The organism is Sphingobium sp. Z007, from assembly GCF_900013425.1.
GTDB lineage: Bacteria > Pseudomonadota > Alphaproteobacteria > Sphingomonadales > Sphingomonadaceae > Sphingobium.
The window spans coordinates 598,663-614,007 of record NZ_FBXK01000001.1; the positions used below are offsets into that span (position 1 = coordinate 598,663).

Below are 15,345 nucleotides of genomic sequence, written 5' to 3' on the forward strand. Positions count from 1 at the left end.
CCGGCGCTTTTGTCAAAATGCAGGTGACGGCATAGTCTATCGGGCACCAATTCACGGATGAAGACTGATCCACATCATCTTCGGATACAGTCCCCAACTCGACATTGTTGACCCGATCAGACTTGGTCGCCAACATGTCCGGCCATCAGGCCGCACCCGGCGATCCGCCCAGCGCCCTGACCAATGCGATGCTGGCGCGCATCCGTTCGATCTCGGCGCTGAGCAGCGCGCTCTGCGCATCCAGCGCATCGGTCTGGGCAGTGACCACCTCCAGATAATCGGACGCGCCGTCGCGATAGCGGGTGAAGGCCAGGTCGCTGGTCCGCTGCGCCGCCTGCGCCGCATCGCGCTGATCCACCAACTGCAACGACAGATGGCGCAGCGCGGCGATGCCATCCTCCACCTGCCGGAACGCGCCCAGCACCGTATCGCGATACAGCGCCGCCTGCTCCTCATACTCCGCGCGAGACAGCGCAACCTGCGCCCGCCGCCGACCGCCATCGAAGACGGTCAACGCCGCCGCCAGCGGACCCAGCCCCCACACGCTGTTGGGCGTCGTCAGCAATGATCCATGCGTGGCTTGCCACCCACCACTCAACCCCAGCGTGAGCGAGGGGAAGAACGCCGCGCGCGCCACGCCGATCCGCGCATTATTGGCGAACATCCGCCGCTCGGCCGCCGCCACATCCGGCCGCCGCTGCAACAGGGTGGACGGCGCGCCGGTCGGAATGGCGGGCGCACCCAGCGTCTGCACCCGCGCAGGAATCGAAAAGTCGGACGCCACCGCCCCGGTCAGCGCCGCCAGTTCATGCTCGGTCGCGGCGCGATCATTGGCCACCGCCGAAATCCGCGCCTTGGCGTTGCTCAACGTCGTGCGCGCGCGATTGACGTCGATGCCCGACGCGATCCCGCCCTCATGCCGCGTATCGGTCAATTGATAGGCGCGCTCGAACGCCGCTACCGACCGGTGCAGCAGGTCCGCCTGCGCATCCAGCCCACGCAGCCGCGCATAGGCGTCCGCCACCGCCGCCTGCAAACTCAGCCGCGCCGCCGCCAGATCGGCCTCGCTCGCCTGAGCATCCGCCCGCGCGGCCTTCACGCTGCTGCGGATGCGGCCCCACAGGTCCAATTCATAGTCGATCGCCCCGCCGATCGAAAAATCATTATAGGTCTGCGCGTCGCCATTGCCCTGGAACCGGTTGCCCGACACGCGCTGGCGCGCCGCATCGCCGCCCACGCGCACGGTCGGAATCAGGTCCGACCCCTCGACCCGCGCCACCGCCCGCGCCTGGTCATAGCGCGCCAGCGCCGCCGCCAGCGTAGGACTGGCCGCCTCCGCCCGCGCCTCCAGATCGTTCAACACCGGATCGCCAAACGCTTCCCACCACGGCCCGCGCGGGGCGGTGTCCATCGGCGTGGCGTCGGTCCAACCGGCCATCTCCTTATAGGCTTGCGGCGCAGCGATCTGCGGCGGCTGATAGTCGGGCGCCATCGAACAGCCGCCCAGCAGCGCCAGCCCAAGACAGGCACCCGCGCGCCGCACCGACCTACGCACCCTTGCCACCGCTCTGCACATTCACCCTGTCGCCCGACCGGATCGAATCCGGCGGGGAATCGATCACCCGCTCGCCGGGCCTGATCCCGCTCGCTACCAGCACCGTCGCGCCCTCGTCGCGGCCGATGGTGATAGGCCGCACGGTCACGCGGCTGTCGCGCCCGACCACCGCAACGGTCGGCCCGTCATTGCCATACAGGATCGCGCTGCCCGGTAGGCTGAGGCCGTTTCCGCCCCCTTGGCCGACATCGAAGCGCACTTGCGCGAACGCCCCCGGCTTCAACGCCCGGTCGGGATTAGCCGCCTGCAACTCCACCAGCACCGCGCCCGATTGCGCATCAACCGCGCCTGCGCTGCGCGTCATCGTCGCGGTAAAGCTGCGGCCGGGAAACTCCGGCAGCGTCAGCATGGCCGGCATCCCCACCTTCACCTGCGCCGAATAGCCCTGCGGCACGCGCACATAGATGCGCATCCGGTGGATGTCGGACACGGTGAACAAAGGCTGCGACGCGGCATTGCCCGCCACCACCAGCGCGCCGATCTGCGCCGCCCGGCTCGTCACCACCCCGTCGAAGGGCGCGGCGAGCCGGGTGAAGCCCTGCAGCGCACGCAACCGCTTCACATTGGCCAGCGCCGCATTGGACAGCGCCGACTTCGCCGCCAGGTCGCCCGCCTTCTCGTCCGATTCCTGCTGCGACACGGCGTCCTTGGCCAGCATCACGCTCCACCGCTTGGCCGTCGTCCCCGCCAGCCGCTGGTTGGCCAGCGCCGTCTGATAATCCGCCTGCGCCTGCGCCAATTGCTGGTCGATCTCCGGCGCGTCCAGCACCGCGAGCGACTGGCCCGCCCGCACATTGTCGCCGATATCGGCCAGCCAGCGGCTGACATAGCCATTGGTCCGCGCATAAATGGCCGCGCTGTTATAGGCTTGGACATTGCCCGGCAGCACCAGCGCCCCGCCCTTGGCATCGCTCTGCGGCGACACGACAGCGACCGACGGGATCGCCGCCTTCTGCGCCGTATCGCGCAACTCATTGGTCGCGCTGATCCGGGTCGCCGCGCCGATCGCCACCGCCGCCAAAGCAATGACGCCCGCGCCGATCCCTACGCGCTTCAGCATCCGGCTGTCGGGACCGGTCGCGGTCATGTCTGGGGCGGGCTGATTATCCTGCATGGCTGGGCTGCATTTCCATCTGGGGGTCGGTGGCCTTGTGGCGGCGGTGGACGAAGGCGAAGATGACGGGCACGAAGAAGAGCGTGGCGATCGTGGCGCAGACCAGCCCGCCGATCACGGCCCGGCCCAGTGGCGCATTCTGCTCGCCGCCTTCGCCCAGGCCCAGCGCCATCGGCCCCATGCCGATGATCATGGCGAGCGCGGTCATCAGCACCGGGCGGAACCGCACCAGCCCCGCCTCCATCGCCGCCTTGGTCGCGTCGCCAAACTCGGCCAGCTTCTCGCGCGCGAAACTGACGACCAGGATCGAGTTGGCGGTGGCGACGCCCATGCACATGATCGCGCCGGTCAGCGCCGGGACCGACAGGGTGGTGCCGGTGATGAACAGAATCCACACGATCCCGGCCAGCGCGGCGGGCAGGGCGGTGATGATGACGAACGGATCGACCCAACTCTGGAAATTGACCACGATCAACAGGTAGATCAGCACGATCGCGCCCGCCAGACCAAAGCCCAGCCCGGAGAAAGCGGTGTTCATCGTCGCATATTGGCCGCGCATCGTCACGGTCGCGCCCTTGGGCACGTCGCCCTCCAGCGCCTTGGTCGCGGCATTGATGTCGCCCGCCACCGCGCCCAGGTCGCGGCCCTGCACCGTCGCATAAATGTCCAGCACCGGCGCTATATTATAATGCGACACCACCGGCACCGTGCTCGACCGTTCGATCGTGGCGAGGCCGCCGAGCGGCTGCACCGCGCCATTGCTGCCCGCGGCGGCCGACACCGGGACATTGGACAGGTCGCTGATCGATCCCATCAGATATTCGGGCGCCTGCGCCACGACCGGGTAGGACACCCCGCTCTTGGGATCGACGAAGAATACGGGCGCCGTCTGCGCCGTCCCCGCCAGCGAACTGGCCAGGCTGGTCGTCACGTCCCGCTCGGTCAGCCCATATTGCCCCGCGCGCGACCGATCCACATCGACATTCAACTGCGGCGACCTCCCCGGCTGCTGAATGCGGGCATCGGCCAGGCCAGGAATGAGCGCGACCTTGGCCAGCAGCTTCTGCGCATAAGCGCGATTGGCCTCTGCATTCTTGCCCGCTATCTGGATGTCGATCGGGGCAGGGGCGCCGAAGTTCAGAATCTGGCTGGTGATGTCGGCCGGCAGGAAGGCGAAGCTGGTGCCGGGGAAGCGGCGCGGCAATTCCTCGCGCAACTGGCCGACGATCGCATCAGTCGGGCGATGGCCATGTTTCAGCGTGACCATCATGTCGCCATCCTGCGGGCCGATCGTGCCGCTATTATTATAGACGGTGTTGATGGAACTGACCGGCAGGCCGATATTGTCGGTGATCGCGTCCAGCTCGCTCGCCGGCACCATCTCCTTCACCGCCGCAGCGATCCGCTCGAACCGCGCGGCCGTATCCTCGATCCGGCTGCCCACCGGCACGCGGATATGCATGGCGATCTGCCCTGAATCCACCGCCGGGAAGAAATTGCTGCCCAGCATCGGCAACAGCCCAAAGGAGAGGATCACGATCCCCATGAAGCCCAGCAGGAAGGGCCTCCGCGCAGTCAGCGCCCGACGCAGCAACCCCAGATAGCCATGCCGGATCGCCTCGAACCGCGTCTCGAACCCGCGCTGGAACCGCACGAAGACGTTCCGCGACTTGGCGTCGCCTGCCATATGCCCATGCGCCACATGAGGCCTGAGCAGATACATCGCCATCGTCGGCACCAATGTCCGCGACAGGATGAAGGACGCGATCATCGCGAACACCACCGCCAGCGCCATCGGCACGAACAGGAAGCCCGCGACGCCGGGCAGGAAGAACATCGGCACGAACACGATACAGATGCACAGTAACGACACAAACGCCGGCGTCACGATCTGCGCCGCGCCGTCCAATATCGACTCCACGACTCCCTTGCCCTGTTCCAGATGCCAGTTGATATTCTCGATCGTCACCGTGGCGTCGTCGACCAAAATGCCGACCGCCAGCGCCAGCCCGCCCAGCGTCATGACGTTCAGCGTCTGACCGAACATCGCCAGCGCCGCGACCGCCGCCAGAATCGCCAGCGGGATCGACAAGGCGATGATGACCGTAGATCGCCACGATCCCAGGAACAGCAATATCATCAGCGACGTCAGCGCCGCGGCCAGCGCGCCTTCATGGATCACGCCCTGGACCGCCGCCTTCACGAAGATCGACTGGTCGCCGATCACCAATATCTTCAAACTGTCGGGCAGCGTCGCGCTGATCTTGGGCAGCGCCTCCTTCACCCCGTCCACGATCGCCAGCGTCGACGTCGCGCCATTCTTCAGCGCGGTCAGCAGCACCGATCGCCGACCCTCGACATGCACGACATTCGTCTGCGGCCCATTGCCGTCGCGGACATAGGCGATGTCGCGCATATATATGGTCGCGCCGTTCACCACCTTCACCGGCAGGTCATTGAGCGCCTCGATCGTGCCCGGCGCATTGTTCAACCGCACGCTATATTGGGTCGCGCCGATCTTGACGAAACCGGCCGGATTGATCTGGTTCTGCGCCGCGATCGCCGTGCCGACATCCTGCGCGGTCAGCCCCTTGGACTGGAGCGCGACGGGATTAAGGTCGATCTGGATCTGCCGCTGCTTGCCTCCCGACGGAAAGGGCATGGCAAGGCCGGGAATAGTGATAAGCGGCGGCCGGATCTGGTTTTGGCCCAGGTCGAACAATTGCTGTTCGGACAATCCCTTGCCCGACAGCGCCAGTTGCAGGATCGGCACGGTCGATGCGCTGTAATTCAGGATCAGCGGCGGCGTGATCCCCGGCGGCATCTGGCGCAGCACCGTCTGCGACACCGACGTCACCTGCGCGGTGGCGGTGCGGATGTCGGCACCCGGCTGGAAATAGATTTTCACGATGCCGATGCCCTGCATCGACTGGCTTTCGATATGTTCGATATCGTTGACCGTCGTCGTCAGCACCCGCTCATAGGGGCTGATGATGCGGTTGCTCATATCTTCGGGCGGCAGGCCGGAATATTGCCAGGCGACGGCGATCACCGGAATGCGAATATTGGGAAAGATGTCGACCGGGGTGCGCAGCGCCGCCAACAGGCCGACGATCGCGATCAATATCGCCATAACAATGAAGGTCAGCGGCCGATGCAGCGCAACCTTGACGATATCGATCAAACCAGAACTCCCGCCTTCATCACGCCGACCCCTGTCGCCGGATGCTCGATGCCGTGCCTCTCCGTTATACATCGCCTGCAAGGCACAACGGGAAGCGGCGGCCAACCCGCCATGCCGTCCTGTCCCGCATTGCCGCAGCGCCGGATTTTAGTTTCGAAACGCTACGCTTGGTCCGGCCTATGCGCAGTTGTCTGTTTTGTGTCCAATATCTAAACAGGCATGATCGATATCTATAAAGACCTGATCCGATGGACCTGAGACATTTACGCTATTTCCTGTGCGTCGCCGACGAGATGCATTTCGGCCGCGCCGCCCAGCGGCTGGGCATGTCGCAACCGCCACTTAGCCAGCAGATCCGGGCGCTGGAGCAGGAACTCGGCGTCCGCCTGTTCGACCGAACCAGCCGCCGCGTCGCCCTGACCGAGGCAGGCCGCTTGTTCCTGCCCGAAGCGCGCAAGACCCTGATCCAGGCCGACCGGGCGGCGCAGGTCGCGCGTCAGACGCAAGATGGCCATCTAGGGCGGCTCGCCATGGGCTTTACCGCGTCGGCCCCCTTCGTACCGCAAATCGCCGACGCCCTTTACGACTTCCGCCAGAGCTACCCCCAGGTCGATCTAAAGCTCCACGAACTCGGCCGCGACGATCAGGTCACCTGGATCGAGCGCGGCGATCTCGACATCGGCATCATGCGCGGCGTCCAACCGCCGTCGCTCCCGCCCGGCCTCCAGGCCTGCTGGTTGCTGGAGGAAGACATGCTGCTTGCCCTGCGACAGGACCATGCACTGGCCCGGCGCGATGCCGATCCCGGCATCGCCGATCTCGCCGGCGTCCCCTTCGTCCTCTACGGCACCACCAGCAGCGCCGACTTCAACGACCATTTCTTCGCTCTATGCGATCAGGCCGGGTTCAAGCCCCACATCACGCTGGAAGTCGGCAGCTTCGCGACCCTATTGGGCCTGGTCGCCGCGGGCTTCGGCGTCACTATCCTCGCCAGATCGCTCTCCCGCCTGCATGTCGACAAACTGGTCCTGCGCCCGCTCTTCCCGCCGGTCAGGACGCGTCTGTGGATGATCCACAAGGACGACCTGCCGCCCACCGCCCAGGCCTTCCGCGCGGTGATCCTCCAGGCCATATCGGGGCATGACGCCGGAGCGAAAGACGCGTAAGTCCTTGAACCTAATATATAATAGGATCGATGCCGAACAAAGCCGTCAAAGCGCCCAAAAAATATTATTAATTATCAATGGCTTAATATCATTCACCCCTTCGAAGACACGCTACAACTGTCCAACTCGCTGTCGCCCGATCAGGCAGCACCTCAGCCCCTATCGACATCCGCCAGCGCATCCATCGCCAGCGCCACCGCCCCCAACGGCCCGGCCAGGTCGCCCAGCGCCGGCCGGCGCACGATCGCGCCGATCGTCTCGTCCGTGACGAACGGCAGATAGCCCGCCAGCTGCGCCACCACCCTGGCCCGCACCCGGTCCAGCAGGTCGGCGCGTCCCATGCCCACGCCCCCGCCGATCAGCACCTGCCGCGCCGCCGTCGTCAGCAATGTGGTGCCGATCATCTGCGCCATATCATGGGCGACATGGTCCCAACGCGGATCGTCCGCTGCGATCTCTTGCCCCGGCACCCCGAACCGCTGCGCCAGCGCCGGCCCGGCCACCAGCCCCTCGATACAATCGCCATGAAAGGGGCAGGCTCCCGGAAATGCATCGCCCGGCGCCCGGCGCGTCAGGATATGCCCCAGTTCCGGGTGCATCGCCCCATGCAATGGCCGCCCATGCAGCGCAAAACCCGCGCCCAGCCCGGTCCCGATCGTGATATAGCACAGGCAATCGGACGGCGCGTCGTTTTCCGCTCCAGCCCCCCAACGCACTTCCGCCAACGCCGCGCCATTGACGTCGGTATCGATCGCGGCGGGGCAGGGCAGCACGCCCGCCAGCGCGCCATAGATATCCGCACCGCTCCATCCCGGCTTGGGCGTCGGCAACATATGGCCGAAATCCGCCGCCGTCCGGTCCAGCCGCAACGGCCCGAACGATCCGATGCCCAGCGCCGCGAACGGTTCGTCCTCATGCCAGCGCCGCAGCAACGCCGCCCCCGCGCCCAGCGTCTCGGCGGGCGTCGTGGTCGCGATCGATACCCGCTCGACAATCTCCCGCCCCCGCGCCCGCAGCACGAACATCTTGGTCCCGCCCAGTTCGACACCGGCCAGATAGGGCAGGGCGCTCATAGGATGGTGCCTGGGGACATGAGAAGGGAAGACATGATGGACCGCGCCTCGGAAAGGAAAATCCTGCCCGTCATAGGCAAGCCGGCGCCATCCTTCCAGTTCCTATAGGCCAATGCCCCATCAACTGCCGATCGGCACAGCCTGTCACGCCCGTTCCCCGAACGCCGCCGCCAGCGCCTGCAACAGCCCATGCTCCGCCACCCCCTCATCCGCCAGCACGAAACCTAAGGTCCGCCGATGGTCGAATCCGGCCATCGGCACATGCACCACATCGGTGCTGCGATAGCAGTCGGGCATCACCGTCACCCCCATGCCTGCGCCCACCATCTGCAACGCCCGCTCGTCATTGGTTGTGCGCAGCGAAAAATGCGGCCGCACCCCGCGCTCCAGAAAGTGCCGGCTGGTCTGCGACAGCAATTCGCAATGCCGTCGCACGATCATCGTCTCGTCACGCAGGTCGTCCGCGTCGATCTGCGCCCGCCCGGCCAGCGGATGATCGGTGGCCATCACCATCGCATAGCCTTCCTCACCCACCACCTGCTGCGCCAGCGGCTGCGCGCCCGGCCGCAACAGAGTGAAGGCCGCATCCAGCCGATCGCGCGCCAGCATCGCGGTCAATTCCCGCTCGCTGGCGAAGGCGATCTCCACCGGCCCGCCGCCGCCCGCGCGATAGGCCCGCGCCGCCCGCGCCACCAGGGCGCCCGCAATGCTGCTCAGCACCCCGACCCGCACCGGCCGTTCCTGCGCGGTATCGGCCATCGCCCCCAGCGCGATATTGAACTCTCGCTCGATCCGCCGGGCATGGGTCAGGAATCGCGTGCCGGACTCGGTCAATTGCACACGCTGGTTCGTCCGGCTGAACAGTTGCCGTTGCAACGCATTCTCCAGCTTGGCGATCCCCGCCGACAAAGTGGGTTGCGACACGTTGCAATGCACCGCCGCGCGCGAAAAATTGCCCTGGTCCACCACCGCCAGGAAATAGCGGAGAAGATAGCGTTCGATCATAGTTTCCATCTATACACTGATATGCCACTGTCAATTTTCCAGCTGCATCGGACTGCGCTATGATCGGGCCATAGGAGAGAGACGCAATGACCGATTTCGATTTTGCGCTGGGCGACAATGCCGACATGATCCGCGACAGCGCGGCCCGTTTCTGCGCCGACCGCATCGCCCCGATCGCCGCCGAAATCGACGCGAAGGATTGGTTTCCGCGCGAATTATGGCCTGCCATGGGCGACCTTGGCCTGCACGGCATCACGGTCGAGGAACAATGGGGCGGCCTGGGCCTGGGCTATCTCGAACATGTCGTCGCGCAGGAGGAAGTCGCCCGCGCCTCCGCCTCTATAGGCCTCAGCTATGGCGCCCACTCCAACCTGTGCGTCAACCAGATCCGCCGCTGGGGCAATGACGCGCAAAAGGCGAAATATCTCCCCAAGCTCATCTCCGGCGAGCATGTCGGCTCCCTCGCCATGTCAGAAGCGGGCGCCGGCTCCGATGTCGTCTCGATGAAGTTGAAAGCCGAAAAGCAGGGAGATCGCTACGTCCTCAACGGCACGAAATATTGGATCACCAATGCGACTTATGCCGATACGCTCGTCGTCTATGCCAAGACCGGGGAGGGTTCCAAAGGCATCACCACCTTCCTGATAGAAAAGGACATGAAGGGCTTCTCCATCGGTCAGAAGATCGACAAGATGGGGATGCGCGGCTCCCCCACCGCCGAACTGGTGTTCGACGATTGCGAAGTGCCGGAGGAGAATATCATGGGTCCGCTCAACGGCGGCGTCGGCATATTGATGTCGGGCCTCGACTATGAACGCACAGTGCTAGCGGGCATCCAGCTTGGCATCATGCAGGCCTGCCTCGACACCGTCATACCCTATGTCCGTGAGCGCCAGCAATTCGGGCGCCCCATCGGCGCCTTCCAGCTGATGCAGGCCAAAGTCGCCGACATGTATGTCGCGCTCAACTCGGCCCGCGCCTATGTCTATGCCGTCGCCAGGGCCTGCGATTCGGGCAAGACGACGCGCTTCGACGCGGCGGGCGCAATCCTGCTAGCGTCGGAAAACGCTATGAAGGTGGCGCTGGAGGCTGTGCAGGCGTTGGGCGGCGCGGGTTATACGAAGGACTGGCCGGTCGAACGCTATATGCGCGACGCCAAGCTGCTGGACATTGGCGCCGGCACCAACGAAATCCGCCGGATGCTCATCGGCCGCGAGTTGATCGGCGCATGACCGCCCCCATCCTCGACACCAAGCTGGCCGCCGACAGCGAAGCCTTCCGCGCCAACACCGCGCACAACCGCGCGCTCGCCGAAGACCTGCGCGCCAAAGTCGCCACCGCCGCCCAGGGCGGCTCCGCCTCCGCCCGCGACAAGCACGTTGCCCGCGGCAAACTCCTCCCCCGCGACCGCGTCGAACGGCTGCTCGACCCCGGCTCACCCTTCCTCGAAATCGGCCAGCTCGCCGCCAACGGCCTTTATGGCGACGAAGTCCCCGGCGCGGGCCTCATCGCCGGCATCGGCCGCGTCTCCGGCCGTCAGGTGATGATCGGCTGCAACGACGCCACGGTGAAGGGCGGCACCTATTACCCCCTGACCGTCAAAAAGCATCTGCGCGCGCAGGAAATCGCGCTCGAAAATAATCTCCCCTGCATCTATCTGGTCGACAGCGGCGGCGCGAACCTGCCCAACCAGGCGGAGGTCTTTCCCGACCGCGACCATTTCGGCCGCATCTTCTATAATCAGGCGAACCTGTCCGCGCGCGGCATCCCCCAGATCGCCTGCGTCATGGGCAGCTGCACCGCAGGCGGCGCCTATGTCCCTGCCATGTCCGACGAAACCGTGATCGTCCGCAACCAGGGCACCATCTTCCTCGCCGGCCCGCCGCTGGTGCAGGCGGCGACGGGCGAAGTAATCAGCGCCGAGGATCTGGGCGGCGGCGACCTGCACGGCCGCAAGTCGGGCGTGGTCGATCATGTCGCGACAAGTGACGACCATGCCCTCACCATCGTCCGCGACATCGTCTCCACCCTCCAGCCCGATCGCCAGCCCGACCTCAACCTGCGCGATCCCCGCCCGCCGAAATTCGACGCCACCGACCTCTACGGCATCATCCCGGACGACGTTCGCGCGCCCTATGACGTGCGCGAAATCATCGCCCGCCTTGTCGACGGCAGCGAGTTCCACGAGTTCAAAGCGCTCTACGGCACCACGCTGGTCTGCGGTTTCGCCCATATCTGGGGGATGCCGGTCGCGATCCTGGCGAATAATGGCGTCCTCTTCAGCGAAAGCGCCCTAAAAGGCGCGCACTTCATCGAACTCGCCTGCCAGCGCCGTATCCCGCTACTCTTCCTCCAGAATATCTCGGGCTTCATGGTCGGCGGCAAATATGAGGCGGAGGGGATAGCGAAAAACGGCGCGAAACTCGTCACCGCCGTCGCCACCGCGCAGGTGCCCAAGATCACCGTCCTGATCGGCGGCAGCTTCGGCGCAGGTAATTACGGCATGTGCGGCAGAGCCTATGGCCCGCGGTTCCTTTTCACCTGGCCCAATGCCCGCATCAGCGTGATGGGCGGCGAGCAGGCCGCATCCGTGCTGGCCACCGTCCATCGCGACGCGAGCCAATGGACCCCGGACGAAGCCGAAGCCTTCAAAGCCCCGATCCGCCAGCGCTTCGAAGAAGAAGGCAACCCCTATTACGCGACGGCGCGCCTGTGGGACGACGGCGTCATTGACCCCGCCCAGACCCGCGACGTCCTCGGTCTCGCCTTCGCCGCCACGCTGAACGCCCCGGTCCCCGACCGCGCGCAGTTCGGCATTTTCAGGATGTGATGCGGATGATCCAATCCCTCCTCATCGCCAATCGCGGCGAAATCGCCTGCCGCATCATCCGCACTGCACGGGCGATGGGCATCCGCACTGTCGCGGTCTATTCGGACGCGGACGCGAACGCCCTCCATGTCCGCGATGCTGACGAAGCCGTCCATATCGGCCCGTCCCCTGCGCGCGAAAGCTACCTTGTCGGTGAAAAGATCATTGCCGCCGCCCACGCCACCGGTGCGCAGGCAATCCATCCGGGCTACGGCTTCCTCTCCGAAAACGCCGCCTTCGCCCAATCGGTGATCGACGCCGGCCTCATCTGGGTCGGCCCCAACCCGTCCAGCATCACCGCCATGGGCCTCAAGGACGCCGCGAAGACCCTCATGCAGGCAGCCGGCGTGCCCACCACGCCCGGCTATCTGGGCGACGACCAGAGCCTCGAACGCCTCTCCGCCGAAGCCGACGCCATCGGCTACCCCATCCTCATCAAGGCGGTCGCCGGCGGCGGCGGCAAGGGGATGCGCAAGGTGGACATCCCCGCCGACTTCGCCGACGCGCTGGCCTCATGCCGCCGCGAAGCCGCGTCCAGCTTCGGCAACGACAGCGTGCTGCTGGAAAAGTGGATCACCAACCCGCGCCATATCGAAGTCCAGGTGTTCGGCGACACCCACGGTAATGTCGTCCACCTGTTCGAACGCGACTGCTCGCTCCAGCGTCGCCACCAGAAAGTGATCGAGGAAGCCCCCGCGCCGGGGATGGACGAAGCCACCCGCGCCGCCATCTGCGACGCCGCCGTCCGCGCCGCCAAGGCGGTCGACTATGTCGGCGCCGGCACGATCGAATTCATCGCCGACGGGTCTGAAGGCCTGCGCGCGGACCGCATCTGGTTCATGGAAATGAACACGCGGCTCCAGGTCGAACATCCGGTAACCGAGGAGATCACCGGCGTCGATCTGGTCGAATGGCAATTGCGCGTCGCATCGGGCGAACCGCTGCCGAAAAAGCAGCATGAACTGTCGATCAATGGCTGGGCCATGGAAGCGCGGCTTTATGCCGAAAATCCTGCCACCGGTTTTATGCCCTCGACCGGGCGGCTCGATCATCTGACATTGCCTTCGAACGAGCGTATCGAAACCGGCGTGGAGGAGGGCGATGTCATCTCGCCCTTCTACGATCCGATGATCGCCAAGATCGTTAGCTGGGGCACAGACAGACGCGAAGCGCTCACCGACCTTCAAACTGCCTGTGCGGCTGTCGAATGCGAGCCTGTTAAGACGAATGCCTGGTTTCTTCGGCGGTTGCTGGCGGAACCAGATTTCGAAGCTGGCACAGTGACAACGGCTTTTATTGGCGACAAGATTGACACGCTTTGCGCACCGCCTGTGCCGTCCAAAGCCCTCCTGCAATATGCGGCTGACGATCTTGCTTTTAGTAGCGCCCATATGCCCAGTTCATATGGAAGCGCGAAATATGAACTGACAAAAACCTGTTTCGGCTTTCGTCTGAATGCGCCTGCAAATCCCTTGGTGCGCCTGCTGGTGGACGGGGCCGCTACCGACATTTCGGTGGGCGAAAAAGCGTTGTGGAATGATTATGCGCGAACAAGTGTCAGTGATGGCCGCGAAACCACCTATTTTGAAGATGGGGCCAGCTTCGTCATCGCGGCTTGCCGCTATGATGGCGCAGGAGGCACGGCGGCTTCCGACGGCGCAATCCTCTCCCCCATGCCTGGCCGCATCATCGCCGTTACAGTCGCGGCCGGCGAGGCCGTGACCAAAGGGCAGAAGCTGCTGACATTGGAAGCGATGAAGATGGAACATAGCCTCGTCGCGCCCTTCGACGGGATAGTAGCGGAACTCAACGCAGCCGAAGGTGGGCAGGTCAGTGAAGGCGCGCGGCTTGTCCAGATCGTTCAGGACGAATGACCCTGTCCTACAAGTGGGCAGCTGTTCTAGACTGGCGCGTCGCTGGTTTGGGCTGCTGACCGACAGACTTTATAAAAATTTCCTACTCTTGACATGAAATGTCGAAATCGGCGGGAAATATGCGAAACTAAGGGACTCTATCATGGCGGGCAGATATTTCGACCAGTGGACCATCGGCGACACGATCGCCCATGACATCCGCCGCACCGTGACGGAAACGGACAATCTCCTCTTCACGACGATGACCCACAATCCCCAGCCGCTCCATCTCGACGTCGAAGCGGCCAAAGCCAGCGAGTTCGGCCAGATCCTCGTCAACGGCACCTTCACCTTTGCGCTGATGATCGGCCTGTCGGTGGGCGACACGACGCTCGGCACGCTGGTCGCCAATCTGGGATATGACAAGCTGGTCATGCCCCATCCGGTGTTCATCGGCGACACGATGCGCTGCGAAAGTGAAGTGACCGACCTCAAGCCCAGCCGATCCCGCCCCGGCGCGGGCATCGTCACCTTCACCCACCGCCTGCTTAACCAGCGTGACCAGATCGTCTGCCAATGCCTGCGGATGGCGTTGCTCAAACGGTCCGACGCATGAAGCTCCGCTCGCTCCTTTTCGTGCCGGGCGACCGGCCTGACCGCTTCGTCAAGGCCGCCGCCAGCGGTGCCGACGCGCTGATCCTCGACCTGGAGGATTCGGTCGCGCCGGAACGCAAGGGGGAGGCCCGCGCGGCAGTCGCGGCCTGGCTGGCGGAATACCGAACCATCCCCAGCTTCGTGCGCATCAATCCGCTCGATGGCGACCAGACCCTCGCTGACCTAGCCGCGGTCCTGCCCGGCCGCCCAGACGGCATCGTCCTGCCCAAAGCGGAAGGCGCGGCCAGTGTCGCCGCGCTGCTGGCTCTGATCGGCGAGAACTCGCCGCCGATCCTCCCCATCGCCACCGAAACACCCGCCGCGATCTTCCAGCTGGGCAGCTATGCCGCTGTGTCCGACCGTCTCGCCGGCCTCACCTGGGGCGCGGAAGACCTGCCCGCCGCGATCGGCGCGACGACCTCGCGGGAAGATGACGGCCGCTACACCCCGCCTTATGAAATGGTCCGCTCGCTCACCCTTTTTGCCGCCCATGCCGCCCACACGCCTGCGATCGAAACCGTCTTTCCCCGCATCGACGCGCCCGACGCCCTGGCCGATTATGTCGCCCGCGCGCGCCGCGATGGCTTCACCGGCATGATGGCGATCCACCCGGCCCAGGTCGCCACGATCAACACGGGCTTCACCCCGACGCCCGAAGAACTGGCCCATGCCCGCGCGATCGTCGCCGCTTTCTACGCCCATCCAGGCGCAGGCGCGCTGAAGCTGGATGGGAAGATGATCGACCGGCCGCACCTCAAACAAGCGCAGCAGCTTCTGGACCGCGCGGCAGATATCTGACGTCTGATGACGTG

The 15,345-nt window shown here is 65.1% G+C and carries 11 protein-coding genes; 6 read left to right on the plus strand and 5 right to left on the minus strand.

The window, feature by feature from the left end; genetic code table 11:
• Nucleotides 1-145 precede the first annotated feature (145 nt).
• From CEQ44_RS02815 to CEQ44_RS02825, 3 genes are read right to left on the minus strand one after another with little or no spacing between them, the layout of a single operon-like run.
• Entirely contained in the window at nt 146-1,576 is a 1,431-nt protein-coding gene (locus CEQ44_RS02815) for an efflux transporter outer membrane subunit (RefSeq protein ID WP_088182908.1), read from the minus strand.
• On the minus strand, nt 1,548-2,729 hold the full coding sequence (locus tag CEQ44_RS02820) for an efflux RND transporter periplasmic adaptor subunit (protein WP_254913613.1): 1,182 nt from the start codon (nt 2,727-2,729) through the stop codon (nt 1,548-1,550). The genes CEQ44_RS02815 and CEQ44_RS02820 overlap by 29 nt, the downstream gene beginning before the upstream one ends.
• Nucleotides 2,719-5,913 carry an efflux RND transporter permease subunit gene (locus tag CEQ44_RS02825; RefSeq protein ID WP_088182906.1) on the minus strand — a complete coding sequence of 1,065 codons (3,195 nt, stop codon included), beginning with the start codon at nt 5,911-5,913 and terminating at the stop codon, nt 2,719-2,721. The genes CEQ44_RS02820 and CEQ44_RS02825 overlap by 11 nt, the downstream gene beginning before the upstream one ends.
• Nucleotides 5,914-6,161: 248 nt before the next feature.
• On the opposite strand from CEQ44_RS02825, the gene CEQ44_RS02830 reads away from it, so the two are divergent.
• Nucleotides 6,162-7,079, plus strand: coding sequence for a LysR substrate-binding domain-containing protein (locus CEQ44_RS02830; RefSeq protein WP_088182905.1), 918 nt, complete (start codon nt 6,162-6,164; stop codon nt 7,077-7,079).
• A gap of 152 nt (nt 7,080-7,231) precedes the next feature.
• Here the strand turns inward: CEQ44_RS02830 and CEQ44_RS02835 are convergent, their stop codons facing one another.
• Both CEQ44_RS02835 and CEQ44_RS02840 read right to left on the minus strand, forming a co-directional pair.
• A complete protein-coding gene (locus CEQ44_RS02835; protein ID WP_088182904.1) occupies nt 7,232-8,152 on the minus strand; it encodes an ROK family protein in 921 nt (306 codons plus the stop codon).
• 144 nt (nt 8,153-8,296) lie between these two features.
• Nucleotides 8,297-9,166 carry a LysR family transcriptional regulator gene (locus CEQ44_RS02840; RefSeq protein ID WP_256960014.1) on the minus strand — a complete coding sequence of 290 codons (870 nt, stop codon included), beginning with the start codon at nt 9,164-9,166 and terminating at the stop codon, nt 8,297-8,299.
• Nucleotides 9,167-9,243: 77 nt separating this feature from the next.
• On the opposite strand from CEQ44_RS02840, the gene CEQ44_RS02845 reads away from it, so the two are divergent.
• The 5 genes from CEQ44_RS02845 to CEQ44_RS02865 all read left to right on the plus strand — a co-directional run bounded on the left by CEQ44_RS02845 (nt 9,244) and on the right by CEQ44_RS02865 (nt 15,331).
• Nucleotides 9,244-10,389, plus strand: a complete 1,146-nt coding sequence (locus tag CEQ44_RS02845; protein ID WP_088182902.1) for an isovaleryl-CoA dehydrogenase — start codon at nt 9,244-9,246, stop codon at nt 10,387-10,389.
• Nucleotides 10,386-11,987 carry a carboxyl transferase domain-containing protein gene (locus CEQ44_RS02850; protein WP_088182901.1) on the plus strand — a complete coding sequence of 534 codons (1,602 nt, stop codon included), beginning with the start codon at nt 10,386-10,388 and terminating at the stop codon, nt 11,985-11,987. The genes CEQ44_RS02845 and CEQ44_RS02850 overlap by 4 nt, the downstream gene beginning before the upstream one ends.
• 5 nt (nt 11,988-11,992) lie before the next feature.
• Nucleotides 11,993-13,900 carry an acetyl/propionyl/methylcrotonyl-CoA carboxylase subunit alpha gene (locus CEQ44_RS02855; protein WP_088182996.1) on the plus strand — a complete coding sequence of 636 codons (1,908 nt, stop codon included), beginning with the start codon at nt 11,993-11,995 and terminating at the stop codon, nt 13,898-13,900.
• 142 nt (nt 13,901-14,042) lie between these two features.
• The gene (locus CEQ44_RS02860; protein WP_088182900.1) at nt 14,043-14,495 is read left to right on the plus strand and encodes a MaoC family dehydratase; all 453 of its coding nucleotides are present in this window, start codon (nt 14,043-14,045) and stop codon (nt 14,493-14,495) included.
• Entirely contained in the window at nt 14,492-15,331 is an 840-nt protein-coding gene (locus CEQ44_RS02865; RefSeq protein WP_088182899.1) for a CoA ester lyase, read from the plus strand. Before CEQ44_RS02860 ends, CEQ44_RS02865 begins: the two co-directional genes overlap by 4 nt.
• The last annotated feature ends 14 nt before the right edge of the window (nt 15,332-15,345 follow it).

Bases quoted from the DNA above. Each gene is read 5' to 3' on its own strand.
- CEQ44_RS02815 (WP_088182908.1), bottom strand. From the start codon at position 1,576: ATGTGCAGAGCGGTGGCAAGGGTGCGTAGGTCGGTGCGGCGCGCGGGT.
- CEQ44_RS02820 (WP_254913613.1), bottom strand. From the start codon at position 2,729: ATGCAGGATAATCAGCCCGCCCCAGACATGACCGCGACCGGTCCCGAC.
- CEQ44_RS02830 (WP_088182905.1), top strand. From the start codon at position 6,162: ATGGACCTGAGACATTTACGCTATTTCCTGTGCGTCGCCGACGAGATG.
- CEQ44_RS02835 (WP_088182904.1), bottom strand. From the start codon at position 8,152: ATGAGCGCCCTGCCCTATCTGGCCGGTGTCGAACTGGGCGGGACCAAG.
- CEQ44_RS02840 (WP_256960014.1), bottom strand. From the start codon at position 9,166: ATGGAAACTATGATCGAACGCTATCTTCTCCGCTATTTCCTGGCGGTG.
- CEQ44_RS02845 (WP_088182902.1), top strand. From the start codon at position 9,244: ATGACCGATTTCGATTTTGCGCTGGGCGACAATGCCGACATGATCCGC.
- CEQ44_RS02850 (WP_088182901.1), top strand. From the start codon at position 10,386: ATGACCGCCCCCATCCTCGACACCAAGCTGGCCGCCGACAGCGAAGCC.
- CEQ44_RS02855 (WP_088182996.1), top strand. From the start codon at position 11,993: ATGATCCAATCCCTCCTCATCGCCAATCGCGGCGAAATCGCCTGCCGC.
- CEQ44_RS02860 (WP_088182900.1), top strand. From the start codon at position 14,043: ATGGCGGGCAGATATTTCGACCAGTGGACCATCGGCGACACGATCGCC.
- CEQ44_RS02865 (WP_088182899.1), top strand. From the start codon at position 14,492: ATGAAGCTCCGCTCGCTCCTTTTCGTGCCGGGCGACCGGCCTGACCGC.